Annotated in this window: 21 protein-coding genes and 1 riboswitch; of the genes, 12 read left to right on the forward strand and 9 right to left on the reverse strand. The window is 72.3% G+C overall.

The genetic code is table 11. The features are described from left to right. The first annotated feature begins 4 nt into the window (after window positions 1-4). Window positions 5-736 carry a bifunctional 1-(5-phosphoribosyl)-5-((5-phosphoribosylamino)methylideneamino)imidazole-4-carboxamide isomerase/phosphoribosylanthranilate isomerase PriA gene (gene priA / locus IGS67_RS09565; RefSeq protein ID WP_192280024.1) on the forward strand — a complete coding sequence of 244 codons (732 nt, stop codon included), beginning with the start codon at window positions 5-7 and terminating at the stop codon, window positions 734-736. A gap of 170 nt (window positions 737-906) precedes the next feature. Beyond that, on the forward strand, window positions 907-1,614 hold the full coding sequence (locus IGS67_RS09570) for an SseB family protein (protein WP_210767238.1): 708 nt from the start codon (window positions 907-909) through the stop codon (window positions 1,612-1,614). A gap of 70 nt (window positions 1,615-1,684) precedes the next feature. Here the strand turns inward: IGS67_RS09570 and IGS67_RS09575 are convergent, their stop codons facing one another. The 3 genes from IGS67_RS09575 to IGS67_RS09585 all read right to left on the reverse strand — a co-directional run bounded on the left by IGS67_RS09575 (window position 1,685) and on the right by IGS67_RS09585 (window position 4,115). Next, window positions 1,685-2,041, reverse strand: a complete 357-nt coding sequence (locus IGS67_RS09575; protein WP_192280026.1) for a DUF1844 domain-containing protein — start codon at window positions 2,039-2,041, stop codon at window positions 1,685-1,687. Window positions 2,042-2,143: 102 nt separating this feature from the next. Beyond that, window positions 2,144-3,592, reverse strand: a complete 1,449-nt coding sequence (locus IGS67_RS09580; RefSeq protein ID WP_192280028.1) for a catalase — start codon at window positions 3,590-3,592, stop codon at window positions 2,144-2,146. A gap of 79 nt (window positions 3,593-3,671) precedes the next feature. Continuing rightward, window positions 3,672-4,115 carry a Fur family transcriptional regulator gene (locus tag IGS67_RS09585; RefSeq protein ID WP_192280030.1) on the reverse strand — a complete coding sequence of 148 codons (444 nt, stop codon included), beginning with the start codon at window positions 4,113-4,115 and terminating at the stop codon, window positions 3,672-3,674. A gap of 427 nt (window positions 4,116-4,542) precedes the next feature. On the opposite strand from IGS67_RS09585, the gene infC reads away from it, so the two are divergent. The 8 genes from infC to IGS67_RS09625 all read left to right on the forward strand — a co-directional run bounded on the left by infC (window position 4,543) and on the right by IGS67_RS09625 (window position 12,043). Then, window positions 4,543-5,403 (forward strand): translation initiation factor IF-3, encoded by an 861-nt coding sequence (gene infC / locus IGS67_RS14410; RefSeq protein WP_210767239.1) that lies wholly within the window; start codon window positions 4,543-4,545, stop codon window positions 5,401-5,403. 103 nt (window positions 5,404-5,506) lie between these two features. Next, window positions 5,507-5,701, forward strand: coding sequence for a 50S ribosomal protein L35 (gene rpmI, locus IGS67_RS09595; protein WP_102508902.1), 195 nt, complete (start codon window positions 5,507-5,509; stop codon window positions 5,699-5,701). A 65-nt stretch (window positions 5,702-5,766) separates the two neighbouring features. Beyond that, entirely contained in the window at window positions 5,767-6,153 is a 387-nt protein-coding gene (gene rplT, locus IGS67_RS09600) for a 50S ribosomal protein L20 (RefSeq protein WP_192280032.1), read from the forward strand. Between the two features lie 48 nt (window positions 6,154-6,201). Continuing rightward, on the forward strand, window positions 6,202-7,050 hold the full coding sequence (locus tag IGS67_RS09605) for a TrmH family RNA methyltransferase (protein WP_192280034.1): 849 nt from the start codon (window positions 6,202-6,204) through the stop codon (window positions 7,048-7,050). 100 nt (window positions 7,051-7,150) lie between these two features. Beyond that, window positions 7,151-8,080 carry an aldose 1-epimerase family protein gene (locus IGS67_RS09610; RefSeq protein WP_328742278.1) on the forward strand — a complete coding sequence of 310 codons (930 nt, stop codon included), beginning with the start codon at window positions 7,151-7,153 and terminating at the stop codon, window positions 8,078-8,080. A gap of 113 nt (window positions 8,081-8,193) precedes the next feature. Continuing rightward, complete coding sequence (gene pheS / locus IGS67_RS09615; protein ID WP_192280038.1) at window positions 8,194-9,261, forward strand: phenylalanine--tRNA ligase subunit alpha; 1,068 nt, start codon at window positions 8,194-8,196, stop codon at window positions 9,259-9,261. Continuing rightward, the gene (pheT, locus tag IGS67_RS09620) at window positions 9,261-11,816 is read left to right on the forward strand and encodes a phenylalanine--tRNA ligase subunit beta (RefSeq protein WP_192280040.1); all 2,556 of its coding nucleotides are present in this window, start codon (window positions 9,261-9,263) and stop codon (window positions 11,814-11,816) included. The genes pheS and pheT overlap by 1 nt, the downstream gene beginning before the upstream one ends. A 74-nt stretch (window positions 11,817-11,890) precedes the next feature. Then, complete coding sequence (locus IGS67_RS09625; protein ID WP_192280042.1) at window positions 11,891-12,043, forward strand: hypothetical protein; 153 nt, start codon at window positions 11,891-11,893, stop codon at window positions 12,041-12,043. A gap of 150 nt (window positions 12,044-12,193) precedes the next feature. Here IGS67_RS09625 and IGS67_RS09630 read toward each other — a convergent pair whose 3' ends face one another. The 6 genes from IGS67_RS09630 to IGS67_RS09655 all read right to left on the reverse strand — a co-directional run bounded on the left by IGS67_RS09630 (window position 12,194) and on the right by IGS67_RS09655 (window position 16,835). Continuing rightward, the gene (locus tag IGS67_RS09630) at window positions 12,194-12,415 is read right to left on the reverse strand and encodes a hypothetical protein (RefSeq protein WP_192280044.1); all 222 of its coding nucleotides are present in this window, start codon (window positions 12,413-12,415) and stop codon (window positions 12,194-12,196) included. Continuing rightward, on the reverse strand, window positions 12,412-14,313 hold the full coding sequence (gene feoB, locus IGS67_RS09635; protein ID WP_192280046.1) for a ferrous iron transporter B: 1,902 nt from the start codon (window positions 14,311-14,313) through the stop codon (window positions 12,412-12,414). The genes IGS67_RS09630 and feoB overlap by 4 nt, the downstream gene beginning before the upstream one ends. After that, entirely contained in the window at window positions 14,310-14,531 is a 222-nt protein-coding gene (locus tag IGS67_RS09640) for a FeoA family protein (protein WP_192280048.1), read from the reverse strand. The genes feoB and IGS67_RS09640 overlap by 4 nt, the downstream gene beginning before the upstream one ends. 61 nt (window positions 14,532-14,592) lie before the next feature. After that, complete coding sequence (locus IGS67_RS09645) at window positions 14,593-15,399, reverse strand: GTP pyrophosphokinase (protein ID WP_192280050.1); 807 nt, start codon at window positions 15,397-15,399, stop codon at window positions 14,593-14,595. A 58-nt stretch (window positions 15,400-15,457) separates the two neighbouring features. Then, the gene (locus IGS67_RS09650) at window positions 15,458-15,817 is read right to left on the reverse strand and encodes a nucleotide pyrophosphohydrolase (RefSeq protein ID WP_192280052.1); all 360 of its coding nucleotides are present in this window, start codon (window positions 15,815-15,817) and stop codon (window positions 15,458-15,460) included. Between the two features lie 22 nt (window positions 15,818-15,839). After that, window positions 15,840-16,835: a quinone oxidoreductase family protein gene (locus IGS67_RS09655; protein WP_192280054.1), complete on the reverse strand. Its 996-nt coding sequence runs from the start codon at window positions 16,833-16,835 to the stop codon at window positions 15,840-15,842. A 118-nt stretch (window positions 16,836-16,953) separates the two neighbouring features. Further along, a riboswitch (TPP riboswitch) is annotated at window positions 16,954-17,074 on the forward strand. A 123-nt stretch (window positions 17,075-17,197) separates the two neighbouring features. Here IGS67_RS09655 and IGS67_RS09660 point away from each other — a divergent pair. Together IGS67_RS09660 and IGS67_RS09665 are read left to right on the forward strand one after the other, a co-directional pair. Next, window positions 17,198-17,491, forward strand: coding sequence for a thiamine-binding protein (locus tag IGS67_RS09660; protein ID WP_192280056.1), 294 nt, complete (start codon window positions 17,198-17,200; stop codon window positions 17,489-17,491). Next, window positions 17,488-18,246, forward strand: coding sequence for an ABC transporter permease (locus IGS67_RS09665; protein WP_192280058.1), 759 nt, complete (start codon window positions 17,488-17,490; stop codon window positions 18,244-18,246). The genes IGS67_RS09660 and IGS67_RS09665 overlap by 4 nt, the downstream gene beginning before the upstream one ends. The last annotated feature ends 39 nt before the right edge of the window (window positions 18,247-18,285 follow it).

The following is an 18,285-nucleotide window of genomic DNA, read 5'->3' on the forward strand; positions in this document are numbered from 1 at the left end:
ACCCATGTCTGACCGCCTCGTCCTCCTGCCCGCCGTCGACGTCGTCGACGGTCAGGCCGTCCGCCTCACGCAGGGGGTGGCCGGGACGGAGAAGAGCTACGGCAGCCCGCTCGAGGCAGCGCTCGAGTGGCAGGCCGGGGGCGCGGAGTGGCTGCATCTCGTCGACCTCGACGCGGCGTTCGGGCGCGGCTCGAACGCCGACCTCCTGCGCGAGGTCGTCGGGCGTCTCGACATCCAGGTCGAGCTCACGGGCGGTATCCGCGACGACGAGTCGCTCGAGCGCGCGCTCGGGACGGGCGCGGCGCGCGTCAACCTCGGTACTGCCGCGATCGAGAAGCCCGAGTGGACGGCGCGCGTGCTCGGCGAGCACGGCGACCGCGTCGCGGTCGGCCTCGACGTCCGTGGCACGACGGTCGCGACGCGCGGCTGGACGGAGGACGGCGGCGACCTCTGGGAGGTGCTCGCTCGGCTCGACGCGGCCGGCTGCTCGCGCTACGTCGTCACGGACGTCACGAAGGACGGCATGCTCCAGGGGCCCAACGTCGAGCTGCTCGCCGAGGTCGCGCGACGCGCGGCCGCGTCTGTCGTCGCGTCGGGCGGCATCTCGAGCCTCGACGACCTGCGTGCGCTACGAGAGCTCGTCCCTGCGGGCGTCGACCAGGCGATCGTCGGCAAGGCCCTCTACGACGGAGCGTTCACGTTGCCGGAGGCGCTCGACGTGGCAGGTCGGCCGTGACGACGGGCCACGAGGGCCACGCGCACGCTGAGAGGCCGCTCGGCGACGGTGTCGTCCGTGACGTCGACGCTCACGGCCACCAGCGGGCGGTCCCCGAGCAGGTCGCGTCGGTGCGCGACGGTGCCGACGGTCCGGCGGACTCTGCGGGCGTCCCGTGGGGCGGCCGCGAGCTGCGCGCGAACCCGTTCGCGGGCGACGACGGCTCCGTCGACCCGGCGCTCGGGGCGGCCCTCGACGCGCACGGCGCCTCGCCGTCGTCGCAGACGATGCAGGCGGTCGTCGCGGCGCTCGGCGCGGCACGTGTGCTCGTGCCGGTCCTCGCAGAGCTCGAGGCGGGCGTCACGTCCGAGCACGGTGCCGAGGCGGACAAGGAGGCCTCGGCCGGTGTCGTCGCACTCCAAGCCCCCGACGGACGACGTGCCCTGCCCGTGTTCTCGTCGGTCGCGACGCTGACGGCGTGGCGCGCCGACGCCCGTCCCGTGCCGGGCTTCGCGAACCGTGCGGCGCTCTCCGCCGTCCAGGAGGACTGGGCGCTGCTCGTCGTCGACCCCGGCGGCCCGGTGACCGTCCTCGTGCCGAGGCCCGCGGTGTGGGCGCTCGCGCAGGGCAGGCCGTGGCGTCCTGCTGTCGTCGACGGCACGGTCGACGACGAGGTGCGTGAGGCGGTGCGGGCCGCGTGCCTGCCGGCGCAGCACGTCGTGCGGGCCGACGCGGAGCCGGGACGCACCGCGGAGGTTGCGGTGGTCCTCGGCATCGACGCGGGTCTCGACCGTGCGGGTCTTGAGCGTGTGCTCGCGTGGATCAACAAGGCGCTTGCCGCGAGCTCGGTGATCTCCGAGCGTGTCGACTCGCTCGAGATCCGCATCGGCAAGGCCTGAAGCCGCCGCGGACGACGACGCCTCCCACTGCCGAGCAGTGGGAGGCGTCGTGCCGTCAGGGTGCTGAACGTCAGGAGACGTGGCCCGTGAGCTTCTCGCCGGGACCCTCGCCGGGCGCGTCGGGGATGATGCTCGCCTCGCGGAACGCGAGCTGGAGCGTGCGCAGCCCGTCGCGCAGCGAGCGCGCGTGCTGGTTGCCGATGTCGGGCGCCGACGTCACGACGAGGCCGGCGAGCGCGGTGATGAGCTTGCGTGCCTCGTCGAGGTCGGTGAGGTGCTCCTCGCCCTCGGCGAGGCCGAGCTTGACCGCAGCCGCGCTCATGAGGTGGACGGCGGCGGTCGTGATGACCTCGACTGCGTTGACCTCGGCGATGTCGCGGACCGCTTGCTGGGTGACGTCGTCGTCGTGCGTGTGCTCGGTGCTCATATGACCATCATCCCGCATGCTCACCGTACCGACCGCACGGGGCCGGGGCGCGGACCGCCCCGCCCCCGGACGAACCGGGGACGGGGCGGTGTTCGGCTGGCGTCAGCCCTCGAGCGCGGCGCGGAGCTGCGCACCGAGGTCGGCGTCGACCTGACCCCAGTACCAGAAGAAGCGCTCACGGATCTCGGGGACCGTGATGCTGCGACCCTGGCCGGTGAGGGTCGCGACGAAGCGTGCCTTGGCCTCGTCGTCGAACACCTCGCGGTAGAGCGTGCCAGCCTGACCGAAGTCGGAGTCCTCCGAGCGGAGCGTCTGGGCGGCGCGCACGAGCTCGCCGTCCGTCTCCCACGTGACCTCGCCGGCGCGGGACGCGTCGGCGGCCGGGCCGCCGACGGAGTTCGTGCCGTGGACCGGCATCGAGGCGTCGGCGTAGTGATACCGCATCTGTCCCTCGTGCTGGTAGTTGACGACCGTCGCCGCGTGCGGCTGGTTGACGGGGAGCTGGTTGTAGTTCGCGCCGATGCGGTAGCGCTGAGCGTCCGGGTAGGCGAAGACGCGGCCCATGAGCATCTTGTCGGGGGAGAGCCCGATGCCGGGGACGAGGTTCGACGGCGAGAACGCGGCCTGCTCGATCTCCCCGAAGAAGTTCTGCGGGTTGCGGTCGAGCGTGAGCTCGCCGACCTTGATGAGCGGGTAGTCGGCGTGCGACCAGGTCTTCGTGATGTCGAACGGGTTGAAGCGGTAGGTCTTGCCCTCCTCGTACGGCATGACCTGGACGAAGAGGTCCCACACCGGGTACTCCTCGCGGGCGATGGCTTCGAAGAGGTCGCGGCGGTAGTAGTCGGCGTCGGAGCCAGCAAGCTTCTCGGCCTCCTCGTTGGACATGCCCTCGACGCCCTGGCGGGACTTGAAGTGGTACTGGACCCAGAACTTCTCGCCCTCGCCGTTCTGCCACGAGTAGGTGTGCGAGCCGTAGCCGTTCATGTGGCGCCACGAGCGCGGCAGGCCGCGGTCGCCCATGAGGTACGTCACCTGGTGGGCGGACTCGGGGGAGAGGGTCCAGAAGTCCCACTGCATGTCCGTGTCGCGCAGGCCCGACGCGCCGAGGCGCTTCTGGGAGTGGATGAAGTCGGGGAACTTGATGGCGTCCCGGATGAAGAACACCGGCGTGTTGTTGCCGACGATGTCGTAGTTGCCCTCGGGCGTGTAGAAGCGCAGCGCGAAGCCGCGGACGTCGCGCCACGTGTCGGGGGAACCCTGCTCGCCCGCCACGGAGGAGAAGCGCAGGAGCGTCTCGACCTCGGAGCCCGGCTGGAACACCGCGGCCTTCGTGAAGCGCGAGACGTCGTCGGTGACGACGAAGCGGCCGAAGGCGCCGCCGCCCTTGGCGTGGGGGTTGCGCTCCGGGACGCGCTCGCGGTTGAACGACGCGATCTTCTCGACGAGGTGGTGGTCGTGGAGCGCGGTGATGCCGTCCGGGCCCGTCGTGAGCGAGTGCTGCTCGCTCGGGATCGGGGCGCCGCTCTGGCTGGTGGTGAACTGCTGGGTCACAGGTTCTCCTCGTGCGTGGTGCTGAGCCGCGGTGTGCGGCGGTGGTGGGTGACGGGTGCGGGCCCGCCGCGGGTGGACGTCAGTCGGCGGTGCGGCATGACGGACAGGTGCCCCAGTAGAGGACCTCGGCGGTGTCGATCGTGAAGCCGTGGTCGTTCGAGGGAATGAGGCAGGGGGCGTGGCCGGTCGCGCAGTCGACGTCCCCGACGGCGCCGCACGTGCGGCACACGACGTGGTGGTGGTTGTCGCCGTGGCGACGCTCGTACCGTGCCGGGTGGCCGGCGGGCTCGATGTGCTGGACGAGCCCGCGCGAGTTGAGCGCGTGGAGGACGTCGTAGACGGCTTGGACGGAGACGCTGCCGAGCCGCGCGCGGACGTCGGCGACGAGCTGGTCGGCGCTCGCGTGGGGCCGCGCGGTCAGCGCGGCGAGCGTCGCGAGGCGGGGCGCGGTGACGCGGAGGCCGACGGAGCGCAGCAACGCCTCGTCGTCCTGCGTGCTCGGGACGTCCTGCTCGATGACCATGACCTGCAGCCTTGCATACTTTCTGGAAGCAGTCCAATAATGGGTTCGCTACAGACCGGCCCTCGTGCTACGTCGTGTCGCTCGGGGTGACGCGACGCACGTCCGGCCGTTCCAGGGTGGCCTCGTGCCTGTGCTATCGTTTCCTGCTGGACCGCCGCGAAGATCTCAGATCCTCACGGCACGCAAGCGGAGCTCTCTCCCACCTGATCACCGACTGGCCTCGTGCCGACAGGAGACAGGTCTGGTCCGACATTCGCCCTCGGGCGGATGCGTGCGCTCGCCGTGCGTGTCGTCGGACTGTGAGGCCTCCACCTGCATCCCGGGTCGGAGGCCTTCTCCGTTCCCGGGCCCGACAGTTTGACGATCTGAGGAGACTCACATCAGCGAGCCCCGCATCAACGAGCGGATCCGCGTCCCCGAGGTCCGCCTGGTCGGCCCCCAGGGCGAGCAGGTGGGCATCGTCCGCGTGGAGGACGCCCTGCGCCTTGCCCAGGAGGCAGACCTCGACCTCGTCGAGGTCGCGCCCGACGCGCGTCCCCCCGTGTGCAAGCTCATGGACTACGGGAAGTTCAAGTACGAGGCAGACATGAAGGCGCGTGAGGCCCGGCGCAACCAGGCCAACACCGTCCTCAAGGAGATCCGCTTCCGCCTGAAGATCGACCCCCACGACTACGGCACCAAGAAGGGCCACGTCGAGCGCTTCCTGTCCGCGGGCGACAAGGTCAAGGTCATGATCATGTTCCGAGGCCGCGAGCAGTCGCGCCCGGAGATGGGCGTGCGCCTGCTCCAGCGTCTGGCCGACGACGTCGCCGAGCTCGGCTTCGTCGAGTCGATGCCGAAGCAGGACGGTCGGAACATGACGATGGTCCTCGGCCCGACGAAGAAGAAGTCCGAGGTCAAGGGCGAGGCCCGCCGTCGCCGCGAGCCGCGCCCCGAGCGGGACGTCGTCGACGTTCCTCTCGAGGACGTCGCCGAGGCGCCCGCGGCCGAAGCCGTTGCGGCGCCGGTCGCGGCTCCCGAGGCTGCAGCACCGGTCGCCGCCCCTGCCCCCACAGCGACGCCGAAGCCCGCCACGGCCCCGAAGGCAACGGCCGCCAGGCCCGCGGCCGCGCCCAAGCCGGCCGCGACGCCGAAGCCCGCCGCCGTGAAGTCTGCGGCCGCGCCCAGGCCGGCCGCGACGCCGAAGCCTGCACCCAAGCCGGTCGCGACGCCGAAGCCGGCAGCGCGCCCCGCCGCCCCCAAGCCTGCTCCGAAGCCGGCCGCTCCGCGGCCGAAGAAGAGCGAGTGACCCGCACGCCCTGACGCAGGGGCGACGACCAGCGTGAACGGTCCCGTCCCGCCCACGTCGTCCATCACCCGGTGGACGACCGACCACGAGGAGAACGGCAGCCATGCCGAAGAACAAGACGCACTCCGGTGCTAAGAAGCGGTTCCGCATCACCGGTTCCGGCAAGGTCATGCGTGAGCAGGCCAACAAGCGCCACCTGCTCGAGCACAAGTCGAGCCGCCGCACGCGCCGCCTGAGCTCCGACCAGGTCGTCTCGGCCGCCGACACCCCCAAGATCAAGAAGCTGCTCGGCAAGTGACCCTCGTGGGACGCATCTGCGTCCCGAGGTGAGCTTGTGAGCCCCCTACCTACAAGGAGCATCACGTGGCACGCGTGAAGCGGGCAGTCAACGCCCAGAAGAAGCGTCGTTCCGTCCTCGAGCAGGCGAGCGGCTACCGCGGTCAGCGCTCGCGCCTGTACCGCAAGGCCAAGGAGCAGATCACTCACTCGGGCGTCTACGCCTACCGTGACCGCAAGAAGCGCAAGGGCGACTTCCGTCAGCTCTGGATCACGCGCATCAACGCCGCGGTCCGCGCCGAGGACATGACCTACAACCGCTTCATCCAGGGCCTCAAGGCCGCGGGTGTCGAGGTCGACCGTCGCGTCCTCGCGGACCTCGCCGTCACCGACGCGAACGCCTTCAAGGCGCTCGTCGAGGTTGCGAAGAAGGCCCTCCCGGCCGACATCAACGCGCCCAAGGACGCTGCCTGAGAGCAGGCTGCTCCCTGAGCAGCACTTGATCTGAAGGACGCCCGGACGATGCCCGACCTCTCCAACCCCCGCGCCGAGCGGGTCCGAGGGATCCGGGCGCTGTCCGGGCGTCCTGCGCGTTCCCGGGCCGGCCGCTACATCGTCGAGGGCCCCCAGAGCGTCCGCGAGGCGGTCGTCCACGCGCGCGAGGCCGTCCGCGAGGTGTACGTCACCGAGGCGGCGGCGGAGCGCTACCCGGAGATCGTCGCGGCGTGCGACGGGCTCTGGCTGCGGACCGGGACCCCGGACGTCCTCGACGCGATGAGCCCCGACGCGCAGGGCGTCCTCGCGGTTCTCGAGCAGCGCCCGACGTCGCTCGACGAGCTCGTGGCCTCGGGCCCGCGGCTCGTCGCGGCCCTCGTCGACGCGCGAGACCCCGGCAACGCCGGGACGGTCGTGCGCGCCGTCGACGCTGCGGGCGGCGACGGCGTCGTGCTCGCCGGCAGCAGCGTGGACCCCCACAATCCCAAGGTCGTGCGGTCGACCGCCGGCTCGCTCTTCCACGTCCCCGTCGTCGCGGGCGACGACGCACGGGACATCGCTGCCGTCGTCGCGCGGCTGCGTGCCGCGGGGCTGCAGGTCCTCGCCGCCGACGGCGCGGGCGAGCACGACCTCGACGAGCTGCTCGACGTCGCGGGTGCCGCACCGGCAGGTACCCCGGACCTCTCGGCCCCGACCGCGTGGGTCTTCGGCAACGAGGCCCGCGGTCTCACGGGCGAGCAGCGTGCGCTAGCCGACCATGTGGTGCGCGCTCCGCTGCGGGGCCGCGCCGAGTCGCTCAACCTCGCGATGGCTGCCACCGTGTGCCTCTACGCCAGCGCACGGGCGCAGCGCGACCGCGCCGTGCCACGATCGTAGGTTTGGTCGACGGGCGTCGTCGGGCACCATCGGGTGCGGGCCGTCCGACCCGGGCCCGCCGGTGCGCGTTGAGGACGCGCCGACCGCCTATCGTGGGAGCGTGAACATCCCAGCCTCCGGCATCCAGTACGAGATCGAGCACGGCCCCTACCGCGCGGTCGTCGCCGACGTCGGCGCGACCCTCAGGGTCCTCGAGCACGACGGCCGCGCGCTCGTCGTCCCCTTCGACGCGGACGACGTGCGCCCGCACTACCGTGGCGCGGTGCTCACGCCGTGGCCCAACCGTGTGACGGACGGCCGCTACGAGTTCGGTGGCCGCGCCCACCAGCTCGCGCTCACCGAGCCGGCGCGGTCGCACGCGCTCCACGGGCTTGCCGTCTGGGCCGTGTGGACGCTCGTCGAGCGTTCCGGGTCCTCCGTGACGCTCGAGACGGAGATCGCGCCCCAGGCAGGCTACCCGTGGCGCGTCGTCACGCGCGCGACGTACACGCTCACGGACGCGGGCCTGTCGTGGACGATCACGACGGCGAACACGGGCGACGGAGACGCGCCCTACGGCACGGGTCCGCACCCGTACCTCGTCGCGGGCGAGGGCACGCTCGAGCGCTGGTCGCTCACGCTGCCGGCCGCACAGGTGCTCGAGGTGACCCCCGACCGGCTCGTGCCGCTCGCGGTGCGCGACGTCGACGCGTACAAGGGCGGCGAGCTCGACTTCCGTGGTGGCCGGACCCTCGGCGAGACGTTCATCGACCACGCCTACACCGGTCTGGCCCGCGGCGCGGACGGGATCGCGCGTGTCGAGGTGCGCGCCCCCGAGGGCACGGGCGTCGTCATGACGTTCGACGCGGCGAGCCCGTGGGTCCAGATCCACACGCCAGCGGGGCCCGATCTCGCCCCCGGGGACTTCCGTGCAGGTCTCGCGGTCGAGCCGATGACGTGCCCTCCGGGCGCGTTCAACGACGGCACAGACCTCGTCGTCCTCAAGCCCGGCGCGTCGCACACGGTGACGTGGGGGATCGCGGCGCTCTGAGCGCCGCGTGCGTGCGGACGGCCGCACGAGCGGCCGTCCGCGGTCACTAGACTGTCCGGGTGGCCGGGCCGTAACTTGGCGTCCGGCCGTCCGTTCGTCCCTGGAAGGTCTGGATGTCCACCTCCGACACGTCGCCCCTGTCGCCTCTTGACGCCGCAGGCGTCGAGGCGGCCCTCGCCGCCGCGCTCGCCGCGGTCGCCGAGGCACCTGACCTCGACGCCCTCAAGGACGTCCGCCTCGCCCACGCGGGCGACCGCAGCCCGCTCGCGCTCGCGAACCGCGCCATCGGTCAGCTCGCTGGCCCGGACAAGGCGACGGCCGGCAAGCTCCTCGGCCCTGCACGCGGCCGGCTCAACCAGGCGCTCGCCGCGCGAACCGAGGTGCTCGAGGCCGAGCGTGCCGCGCGCGTCCTCGTCACGGAGGCGGTCGACGTCACGCTGCCCACGGACCGCGTCCAGGCCGGCGCACGGCACCCGCTCGAGCTCCTCCAGGAGCAGGTCGGCGACTTCTTCGTCGGCATGGGCTGGGAGATCGCCGAGGGTCCCGAGCTCGAGGCCGAGTGGTTCAACTTCGACGCGCTGAACTTCGGCGTCGACCATCCGGCACGCCAGATGCAGGACACGTTCTTCGTCGAGCCGCCCGCGGGCGCCGAGGCCTCGGGCCTCGTGCTGCGCACGCACACGTCGCCCGTCCAGGCGCGCACGATGCTCTCGCGCGACGTGCCCATCTACATCGCGTGCCCGGGCAAGACGTTCCGCACGGACGAGCTCGACGCGACGCACACGCCGGTCTTCCACCAGGTCGAGGGGCTCGCGGTCGACAAGGGCCTGACGATGGCGCACCTCAAGGGCACGCTCGACGCGTTCGCGCGCGCGATGTTCGGACCCGAGGCGCGCACGCGCCTGCGCCCGAGCTTCTTCCCGTTCACGGAGCCGTCGGCGGAGATGGACCTGTGGTTCCCGCAGAAGAAGGGCGGCGCGGGCTGGATCGAGTGGGGCGGCTGCGGCATGGTCAACCCCAACGTCCTGCGCACCGCGGGCATCGACCCTGACGAGTACACGGGCTTCGCGTTCGGCATGGGACTCGAGCGCACGCTCATGCTCCGCCACGCGATCACCGACATGCACGACATCATCGAGGGCGACGTCCGCTTCTCCCGTCAGTTCGGAATGGGGTTCTGATGCCGAACATCGCACTGGGCTGGCTCGGCGAGCACGTCGAGCTCCCCGCGGGTCTCACGGCCGAACAGCTTGCTGCTGACCTCGTCCGCGTCGGGCTCGAGGAGGAGGCCGTGCACGGCCCCACCGTCACGGGCCCGCTCGTCGTCGGCACCGTCGTCTCCCTCGTCAAGGAGGAGCAGAAGAACGGCAAGACGATCAACTGGTGCCAGGTCGACGTCGGCGCGCACAACGCGCTCGACGAGGCCGGGCAGCCGACGCTGCCGCGCGGCATCGTGTGCGGCGCGCACAACTTCGTCGAGGGCGACCGCGTCGTCGTCGCGCTGCCGGGTGCGGTGCTGCCCGGGCCGTTCGCGATCGCGTCGCGCAAGACGTACGGGCACGTGTCTGACGGCATGATCTGCTCGCAGCGCGAGCTCGGCCTCGGCGAGGACCACGACGGCATCATCGTCCTCGACCGGCTCGGGTTCACCGGGCAGCCGAACGGGACGGACGCGGTCGAGCTGCTCGGGCTCGGCGAGCAGGTCCTCGAGATCAACGTCACGCCGGACCGCGGCTACTGTTTCTCGATGCGAGGTGTCGCCCGCGAGTACTCCCACTCGACGGGTGCCGCATTCACGGACCCGGGTCTCGTCGAGACCCCGGCCGCGACGGCCGACGGCTTTGCGGTCGAGGTCGACGACGACGCACCGATCCACGGCCAGGTCGGCTGCGACCGCTTCGTCACGCGCATCGTGCGCGGCATCGACCCGAGCGCCGAGACCCCGGCGTGGATGAAGAAGCGTCTCACGCAGGCGGGCATGCGCCCGATCTCGCTCGCGGTCGACGTGACGAACTACGTCATGCTCGACCTCGGCCAGCCCCTGCACGCCTACGACCTCGCGAAGGTCGCGGCGCCGATCGTCGTGCGTCGCGCGGTTGCGGGGGAGACCTTCACGACGCTCGACGACGTCACGCGGACGCTCACGGCCGAGGACCTCCTCATCACCGACTCGCCCGACGGCGCGCGCGCTTCGCGCGTCCAGGGGATCGCAGGCGTCATGGGCGGGCAGGTCTCGGAGGTGTCGGCGACGACGACCGACGTGCTCGTCGAGGCCGCGCACTTCGACCCGGTGACGGTGGCGCGTTCGGCGCGCCGTCACAAGATCCCGTCGGAGGCTGCCAAGCGCTTCGAGCGTGGCGTCGACCCGATGCTCCCGCCCGTCGCGGCGCAGCGCGTCGTCGACCTGCTCGTCGAGCACGGTGGTGGCATCGCGGACGCCGCGGTTTCGGACCTCGATGCCACGGTCGCGCCGACGCCCATCGTGTTCGCGTGGTCGGAGACGGCGCGCCTCACGGGCGTCGAGCACCCGCGCGAGCGCATCGCGGAGATCCTCGAGCAGATCGGCTGCACGCTCACCGCGGGCGAGGGCGACACGGTCACGGTGACGCCTCCGACCTGGCGCCCGGACCTCACGGGTCCGGAGCACCTCGTCGAGGAGGTCGCGCGCATCGACGGATACGACGCGATCGAGCCCGTCCTGCCGACCGCCCCTGGCGGCACGGGCCTCACCTACTCGCAGCGTGCGCGACGTTCGGTCGCGCGTGCGCTCGCCGAGGCAGGCTTCGTCGAGACACTCTCGTACCCGTTCGTCGGTGTGGCGCAGCACGACGCGCTCGGCCTGCCCGCGGACGACGAGCGTCGGCGCGCCCTGCGCCTCGCGAACCCGATGTCCGACGAGGCGCCCGAGATGCGCACGAACCTGTTGACGACGCTTCTCGGCACGGTGCGTCGTAACGTCGGCCGAGGCTTCACGGACCTTGCGGTGAGCGAGATGGGTCTCGTCACTCTGCCGCGCGAGGGCGCTCCCGCAGCGCCGCGGCTGCCGGGCGGGCGTCGTCCGTCCGACGACGAGCTCGCGCAGCTCGCTGCGGCGGTCCCGGACCAGCCGCGCCACGTCGCGGGCGTCCTCGTCGGCGCGCGTGAGCGTGCTGGCTGGTGGGGCGCGGGCCGCGCCGCCGGTTGGGAGGACGCTCTCGAGGCCGCCCGCCTCGTCGGGCGCACACTGGGCGTCGAGCTCGTCGCGTCGAACGACGCCGAGTGCATGCCCTGGCACCCGGGCCGCTGTGCGCGCCTGAGCCTGCCCTCGGGGGAGGTCGTCGGATGGGCCGGTGAGCTTCACCCGCAGGTCCTCGAGCGACTCGACCTGCCGGCGCGCGCGTCGGCGTTCGAGCTCGACCTCGACGCTGTCGTGGCGGCGAGCGAGACCGGGCCCGTCCAGGCCACGCCCGTCTCGACGTTCCCGCCTGCGAAGGAGGACTTCGCGTTCGTCGTCGACGCCGCGGTGCCGGCCGACGCGCTGCGGGCGGTCGTCGCGGGCGCTGCGGGCGAGCTCGCCGAGGACGTCCGTGTCTTCGACGTCTTCACGGGCGAGCAGGTCGGCGAGGGCCGCAAGTCTGTCGCGGTCGCGCTGCGGTTGCGCGGTGCGACCGCGACGCTCACGGCCGAGCAGACCGCCGAGGTCCGCGGCCGCGTCGTCAAGCGCGCCGCGAAGGAGCTCGGCGCTCAGCTGCGCTGACCCACGCTCCACGCACGACGAAGGCCCCGGGAGACCGGGGCCTTCGTACGCGCCGTGAACGTCAGAAGTCGTCGATGACGAGTTCTTTCATCTGCAGCATGTGCTCGAACGCGTGCGGCCGCGCCATGGGCTCGTCCATGTTCTCCGGGACGTTCTGCTACGAGATCCTCTCGGTGGGGTATCGGTCGGTGCGGGTGATGCTCGTCGCCGGGAGGGCACGGGCGTAGAGTCTTACGCCGTCCTCGGCGTCACCGGCGAACCAGATGTGGGTGTCAACGTACGCCAGGGGTTCTTCACGGTGGGCGAGGGCTCGTCCGTCGAGTGTTCGCCCGTGCGTGCGAGGCCACCACTGGGGTGCACCCACGCGGAGTCGTGCGTCAGCGGGCCCGCAGCGACACGATCGGGCACGTCGCGCACGCGGGGGTGACGACGGTCCCGCACGTCTGGCACGCGTCCGTCGCGGAGCGCACCGCCCCGGTGCGCTTCCAGTGGTCGAGCGCGGCCTCGACGAGGCCGAGCGGTACGCCGAGGCGTTCGGCGGTCCGCGGCGGGGTGACACCGTCGCGCGCGAGCGCGAGCACCTCGTCGAGCACGTTCACAGCAACCTGCCGCACTGGAAGACGAGGACCGCGAGCGTCCACGCGACCGCGAGCTGGCCGAGGGCCGCGAGTACGGCGATGCGCGTGCCGAAGAGCCTGCGTTGCTCGCCGATCGTCGCGATGCACGGGGTGTACGCGAGGACGAAGACGACGAGCGCAATCCCCGCGGCGGTCGCCGCTCCGCCCGACGAGACCTCGAGGGACGCGCTCAGGTGCTCGGTGAGCGTGCTCGGCCCTGCGCCGGCGGGCTCGTCGACCGCGTACGCCTGCGCGAGCGCCCCGACGACGACCTCCTTGGCGACAACTCCCGTGACGAGGGCGCCAGCGACGTGCCAGTCGTCGAGGCCCGCGGGTGCAAGCGCGGGTGCGAGGCCGTGCGCGACCGCTCCGTACGCGCTGTCGGCGACGGGCACGTTGCCGACGGCATGCGAGCCGGTCGTCGGCACGGCGAGCAGCACCCAGAGGACGACGAGCGTCGCGACGATGACTGAGCCGGCGCGCCTCACGAACGAGGCGCAGCGTGCGCCGATCGAGCGGGCCGTCGCCCGCAGCCCGGGCCGGTGGTAGGCGGGCAGCGCGAGGACGAGTCCCTCGGGTACGAGATCGCGCACGAGCGTGCGCTGCAGCACCCAGGCTCCTCCGACGACGAGGACGACGCTCGCGAGGTAGGCGGCCGCGACGACGATGGCGGCGTGCTCGGGCGCGACCGCGGTCGCGACGAGCAGGTAGACGGTGAGGCGCGCGGGGCACGTCGTCCACGGGATGACGAGCCCGACGAGCAGCCGTGCACGGGCGTTGGGCAGCGTACGGGTCGCGGTGAGCGCGGGGACATTGCAGCCGAAGCCGAGGACGAGCGGCAGAACCGCGCGCCCGTCGAGGCCGAGGCGCCGCACGGCGCGATCGGTGACGACGGCGACGCGTGCGAGGTAGCCGGAGTCCTCGAGCACGGCGATCGCGCCGAAGACGATCGCGAGCAGCGGCAGGAACGACAGAACGGTGCCGACACCTTGGAGCACGCCGTCGACGAGGAGCCCGCCGACCCACGCCGGGCCGGGGACGACTGGTCGTATGAGCTCGCCGAGCCACGTGACGAGCCGGCCGACGCCGTCCATGACGGGCGCAGTCGCTGTCGTCGCGAGCCACAGCAGCGCCCACAGGACGAGGCCGAAGACGGGCAGCCCGACCCACGGGCGGAGCAGTGCGGCGTCGACGTGGTCGGACAGCGTCGTCCGGACGCGGGGAGCGGTCGCGTCGCCGAGGACGTCGACGACCGTCGCCGTCCACGCGAAGACGTCGGCGGCGTCGTCCGACGCGGGCCGCGGAGCGGCCGTGCCGGGAGAGTCGGCGACGAGCATGTCCGCGAGGGCGTCGAGGCCCGCGCCCGAGCGCGGGTCGACGCCGACGACGGGCAGACCCAGGACGCCGGAGAGCGCCGTCGCGTCGAGCGTGACGCCCTGGGCGCGGGCGGCGTCCAGCATCGTGAGAGCGACGACCACCCGCGTCCGGTCACTGACGGCCCCGGGGGCCAGGACCTGACCGAGCAGCACGAGCGCGCGAGGCAGCGTTGTTGCGTCTGCGACGACGACGAGGGCGTCCGGCGCGGGACCGTCGGCCCCGGTCGCGGCGTGTGCCGCGACGATCTCGTCGGGGGAGCGGGCGACGAGCGAGTAGGTGCCGGGCGCGTCGATGAGTCGCACGGTGCCGTGCGGCGTGCGCCACGTGCCCTCGGCGACCTCGACGGTCGTGCCGGGCGCGTTGACGACGTGCTGCCGCGCGCCGGTCGCACTGTTGAAGAGGGTGGACTTCCCTGCGTTGGGGTTGCCGAGAAGGACGACGACGGGTGCTCCGGCGAGCGCAGTCCCCCCGCTCCCGGGGGCGTCGTGGCAGCTCGCTGTCATGGCAGCGAGATCTGCACGCGCCCGCACGTGGCCTGGTCGAGCGCGATACGGTCGGCGCCGAGCGCGACCACGCGCGCACCGGCGGCTGCCGTGTGCGTCGTGCGGACGTGCGCCCCGGGGCGCAGCCCGAGCTCGGCGAGCCGCGCGCCGAGAGGTCCGTCGACGTTGACGTGCGCGACGACGGCGTCGAGCCCGACAGGAAGCAGTGCGAGAGTCATGACTCGACGCTATAGATGAGGTGAGCCTTACCTCATGGGGCGAAAGTCCCGGTTCGAGCGGTCAGTCTCGCCGGGAACGCATCGTGAGCAGACGCTCGAGGAGCGAAGGCTGCGGGACGATCGCAGCGTCGGCGGGGATCGCTCCAGGCAGCGTTGTGCCGCTGTGCGCGGAGGTCGGCGCGTGGCGGTCGTCGAGCGCCTGGACCTGGTCGCGCAGGTCCGTCATCGTCGCGTCGAGCTCGGCGGCGACGAGCGCGGACTGTCGGAGCCGGTCGACGATCTCGGCGGGCACCTGCCGGTCGTACTTGTAGTAGATCTTGTGCTCGAGCGACGCCCAGAAGTCCATCGCGCTCGTCCGGATCTGGATCTCGACGGTGACGGGGACCGTGCCTGACGAGAGGAAGACCGGCACCGAGACGATGAGGTGGAGCGAGCGGTAGCCGTTCGGCTTCGGCTCGGCGATGTAGTCCTTGACGGCGAGGACCGTGAGGTCGTCCTGCCGGCGCAGCGCCTCGAGCACCGTGTAGATGTCGGGGACGAACGAGCAGATGATCCTCACGCCCGCGATGTCGAGGATCGAGGACCGGATCGCGTCGAAGTCCGGTGTGACGCCCTTGCGCTCGACCTTGTCGAGGACGGACTCGGGCGACTTGAGCCGCGAGGTGACGTGCTCGATGGGGTTCTCGTGGTGGAGGTGCGTGAACTCGTCGCGGAGGATCGAGACCTTCGTGAGGACCTCGTCGATGGCGAACTTGTACTGGAGCATGAACGCCGTGAACTCGGTACGGAGCTCGAACACGCGGGCGAGGGTCTCGTCGTCCGGGAGGAGCTGCGCGAGGTCGCCGTGAGGTCCGTGGAGCGCGGTCATGCCACCAGCGTAGGGGTCGCGGCTGGGAGGAACCCGGGAGGTTCCGGGGAGCGTGCGCTCACGGCGCCGTGGGGCGGTCGCTGCGCAGCCGCAGCGACGTCCCGACGGGGAAACGCTCGTGGTTGCGGTTGAGCTTGCGGCGCGCAGCGTCCATGAGGTCGACGCCGGCGACGTCAGCGAGGCGGGCGAGGTAGATGACGACGTCGGCCATCTCCATGGCGACGCGCTCACGGAGCGCGTCGTCGTCCCGGACCGCGGCCCGGGACTCCTCTGAGCCGAGCCACTGGAGCTCGGCCGCGAGCTCGCCGGCCTCGCCCGTGATCGCCATGGCGAGATTCTTGGGGCTCTGGACAGCAGGCCAGCCGCGTTCCTCGGAGAAGGCTCGGACGTCGGCCACGAGGTCATCGAAGTCGCTCATGGGGTCAACGTAGTCGCCGTGCTCACGCGAGGTCCCGCCTGACCTCGAGCAGCACCTTGCCGGTCGTGCGCCGACCCTCGAGCGCCGTGTGCGCGGATACGGCGTCCTCGAGCGGCACGGTGAGTCCGATGCGGGTGCTCAACGCACCGATGCTTGCGAGGCGGAAGAGTTCGTCGGACCTCTCGAGCAGCTCGCCGCGCGTGCGCACGTGGTGCGCGAGCGTCGGCCGCGTGACGAACAGTGAACCGCCCGTGTTGAGACGTTGGAGGTCGAACGGCGGCACCTGGCCCGAGGACCCGCCGAAGAGCACGAGGGTGCCGCGCACGCCGAGACAGGCGAGCGACGCGTCGAACGTCGTCCGCCCGACGCCGTCGTAGACGGCGGCGACGCCCTCGGGCACGAGGTCGCGCACGAGGCTCGGGAGCTCGGTCGTGAGGTCGTCGAGAAGGTCGTAGCGGAGGGCCTCGGCTGCTCCGGCGTCGCGCGCGAGCGCGGCCTTCGCGTCGGACGAGACGGTCGAGACGACGCGGCCGCCCCGCGCGACCGCGAGCTGGGTGAGGAGCAGGCCGACGCCGCCCGCACCGGCGTGGACGAGGACGTCGTGCCCTGGGCCGACGGGAAAGCTCGAGTCGACGAGGTAGTGTGCGGTGAGCCCCTGGAGGGCGAGCGCCGCAGCGGTCGGCAGGTCGATGCCGTCGGGCACCGCGAGCGTGCGGTCGGCAGGGACGACGACCTGCTCGGCGTACGAGCCGGGGGCGTCGAACCACGCGACCCTGTCGCCGACGGCGACGCCCGTGACGTCGTCGCCGAGCGCGCGCACGACGCCTGCGCCCTCGACGCCGGGGACGTGGGGGAACGGCTGCGGGTAGACGCCGCCGCGTCGGTAGGTGTCGATGAAGTTCACGCCGGCGACGGCGACGTCGACAAGGACCTCGCCCGGTCCGGGGACGGGGGCGGGGAGGTCGACGACCTCGAGGACGTCGGGACCGCCGGGGCGTGCTGCCTGGATCGCTCTCACCCGTCCACCCAACCACCGTCGGCCCCACGCGGCGAGCAACGCGTCCGCGGGATGACCGACAGGTGGGACGGTTGCGCTGTTGAACGGCGGTTCGTCCCATGTCCGGATAACGTGATGACGTCACACGCCGGGGAGCTCGGTACACCGAGCTGAGAGGGCGGATGGGCCATGTGCCCGAGCCGCCGACCCGCGAACCTGAACTGGGTCATGCCAGCGGAGGGAGCGTGGGGTCGCCCTCAGCGGTGCCCCGATCCTTGCCGTGCGCGCCCTGGGGCGACGCACGCCCCCGGACGCCACGCGCCGGGACGTTCGTGCGCGTACGCGCACCTCCTGCGGCACGACCCTCGAACCGAGGAGTCCCCATGATCGCCGAGATCCAGGTCGCACCCCGCCCCGCGGACCCGACCGCCGTCCCCTACCCCCACGTCGACGCCGCGATCGCGGTCATCAAGGCGTCCGGCCTCGTGAGCGAGGTCGGCGCCATGGGCACGACGCTCGAAGGCACGCCCGACGAGATCTGGTCCGTCCTGCGCGCCGCGCACGAGGCCGTCCTCGCCGACGGCGCGGCGAGCGTCATCAGCCACATCAAGGTCGCGGGCGCCGCGGGCGACCGTGGCCCGCGCATCGCGGACCTCGTGACGAAGCACCGCCCGTGAGAACACGGGCGGCCTTCCACGCCGTGTGGCCGCCCGCCCTGCTCGCCGCCGCGCTCCTGCTCGTGTGGGAGCGCGCGGCGCGCTCGGGCGTGCTGCCCGCGTTCGTCCTGCCCGCACCGTCCGACATCGCCACGCGCGCCGTCGAGGCCGCACCGACGCTCGTCCCGCACGTGACGACGACCCTCACGGAAGCCGGGCTCGGCCTCCTCGTCGGTGTCGCCGCAGGCGGCCTCCTCGCGGTGGCGACGGCCGCGTCGACGTGGCTGTCGCGCGCCGTCGGCCCGCTCATCACCGTCACGCAGACGATCCCATCGATCGTCCTTGCGCCGCTGCTCGTCCTGTGGATGGGCTTCGGCCTCGCACCCAAGGTCGTCGTCGTCGCGCTCACGGTGTTCTTCCCCGTGCTCGTCTCGGCGACGGCAGCGATGCGCGAGGCTGACGTCGCGCTCGCGGACATGGTCCGCGGGCTCGGCGGCGGCCGACTGCGCACGCTCGTCGTCGTCCGCGTCCCTGCTGCCCTGCCCGGCGCCCTCGCGGGCCTGCGGGTCGCGGCGACCTACGCGATCGGCGCGGCCGTCGTCGCGGAGTACCTCGCGGCGTCGAGCGGGCTCGGTGTCGTCGTCCAGCGTGCCCGCAAGTCCTACGACGTCGAACTCGTGCTCGTCGCGATCGCTGCGGTCTCGGTCCTCACAGCGCTCGTCTACGTCGTCGTCGACCTCGTGTGCCGCGGCGCGCTGCCGTGGCAGCGGCGCTGAGGCACTGCCCAACCCCACCCACCCCACCAGGAGAACCAT

The sequence above is a fragment of the Flavimobilis rhizosphaerae genome (genome assembly GCF_014852685.1).
Lineage (GTDB): Bacteria > Actinomycetota > Actinomycetes > Actinomycetales > Cellulomonadaceae > Flavimobilis > Flavimobilis rhizosphaerae.

Excerpts from the sequence above, each read along its gene's own strand:
- priA (WP_192280024.1), top strand. The coding sequence starts at position 5 with ATGTCTGACCGCCTCGTCCTCCTGCCCGCCGTCGACGTCGTCGACGGT.
- rpmI (WP_102508902.1), top strand. The coding sequence starts at position 5,507 with ATGCCGAAGAACAAGACGCACTCCGGTGCTAAGAAGCGGTTCCGCATC.
- IGS67_RS09645 (WP_192280050.1), bottom strand. The coding sequence starts at position 15,399 with ATGACCGCGCTCCACGGACCTCACGGCGACCTCGCGCAGCTCCTCCCG.
- IGS67_RS09650 (WP_192280052.1), bottom strand. The coding sequence starts at position 15,817 with ATGAGCGACTTCGATGACCTCGTGGCCGACGTCCGAGCCTTCTCCGAG.
- IGS67_RS09585 (WP_192280030.1), bottom strand. The coding sequence starts at position 4,115 with ATGGTCATCGAGCAGGACGTCCCGAGCACGCAGGACGACGAGGCGTTG.
- pheT (WP_192280040.1), top strand. The coding sequence starts at position 9,261 with ATGCCGAACATCGCACTGGGCTGGCTCGGCGAGCACGTCGAGCTCCCC.
- pheS (WP_192280038.1), top strand. The coding sequence starts at position 8,194 with ATGTCCACCTCCGACACGTCGCCCCTGTCGCCTCTTGACGCCGCAGGC.
- IGS67_RS09575 (WP_192280026.1), bottom strand. The coding sequence starts at position 2,041 with ATGAGCACCGAGCACACGCACGACGACGACGTCACCCAGCAAGCGGTC.
- IGS67_RS09660 (WP_192280056.1), top strand. The coding sequence starts at position 17,198 with ATGATCGCCGAGATCCAGGTCGCACCCCGCCCCGCGGACCCGACCGCC.
- feoB (WP_192280046.1), bottom strand. The coding sequence starts at position 14,313 with ATGACAGCGAGCTGCCACGACGCCCCCGGGAGCGGGGGGACTGCGCTC.
- IGS67_RS09605 (WP_192280034.1), top strand. The coding sequence starts at position 6,202 with ATGCCCGACCTCTCCAACCCCCGCGCCGAGCGGGTCCGAGGGATCCGG.
- IGS67_RS09625 (WP_192280042.1), top strand. The coding sequence starts at position 11,891 with ATGACGAGTTCTTTCATCTGCAGCATGTGCTCGAACGCGTGCGGCCGC.
- IGS67_RS09640 (WP_192280048.1), bottom strand. The coding sequence starts at position 14,531 with ATGACTCTCGCACTGCTTCCTGTCGGGCTCGACGCCGTCGTCGCGCAC.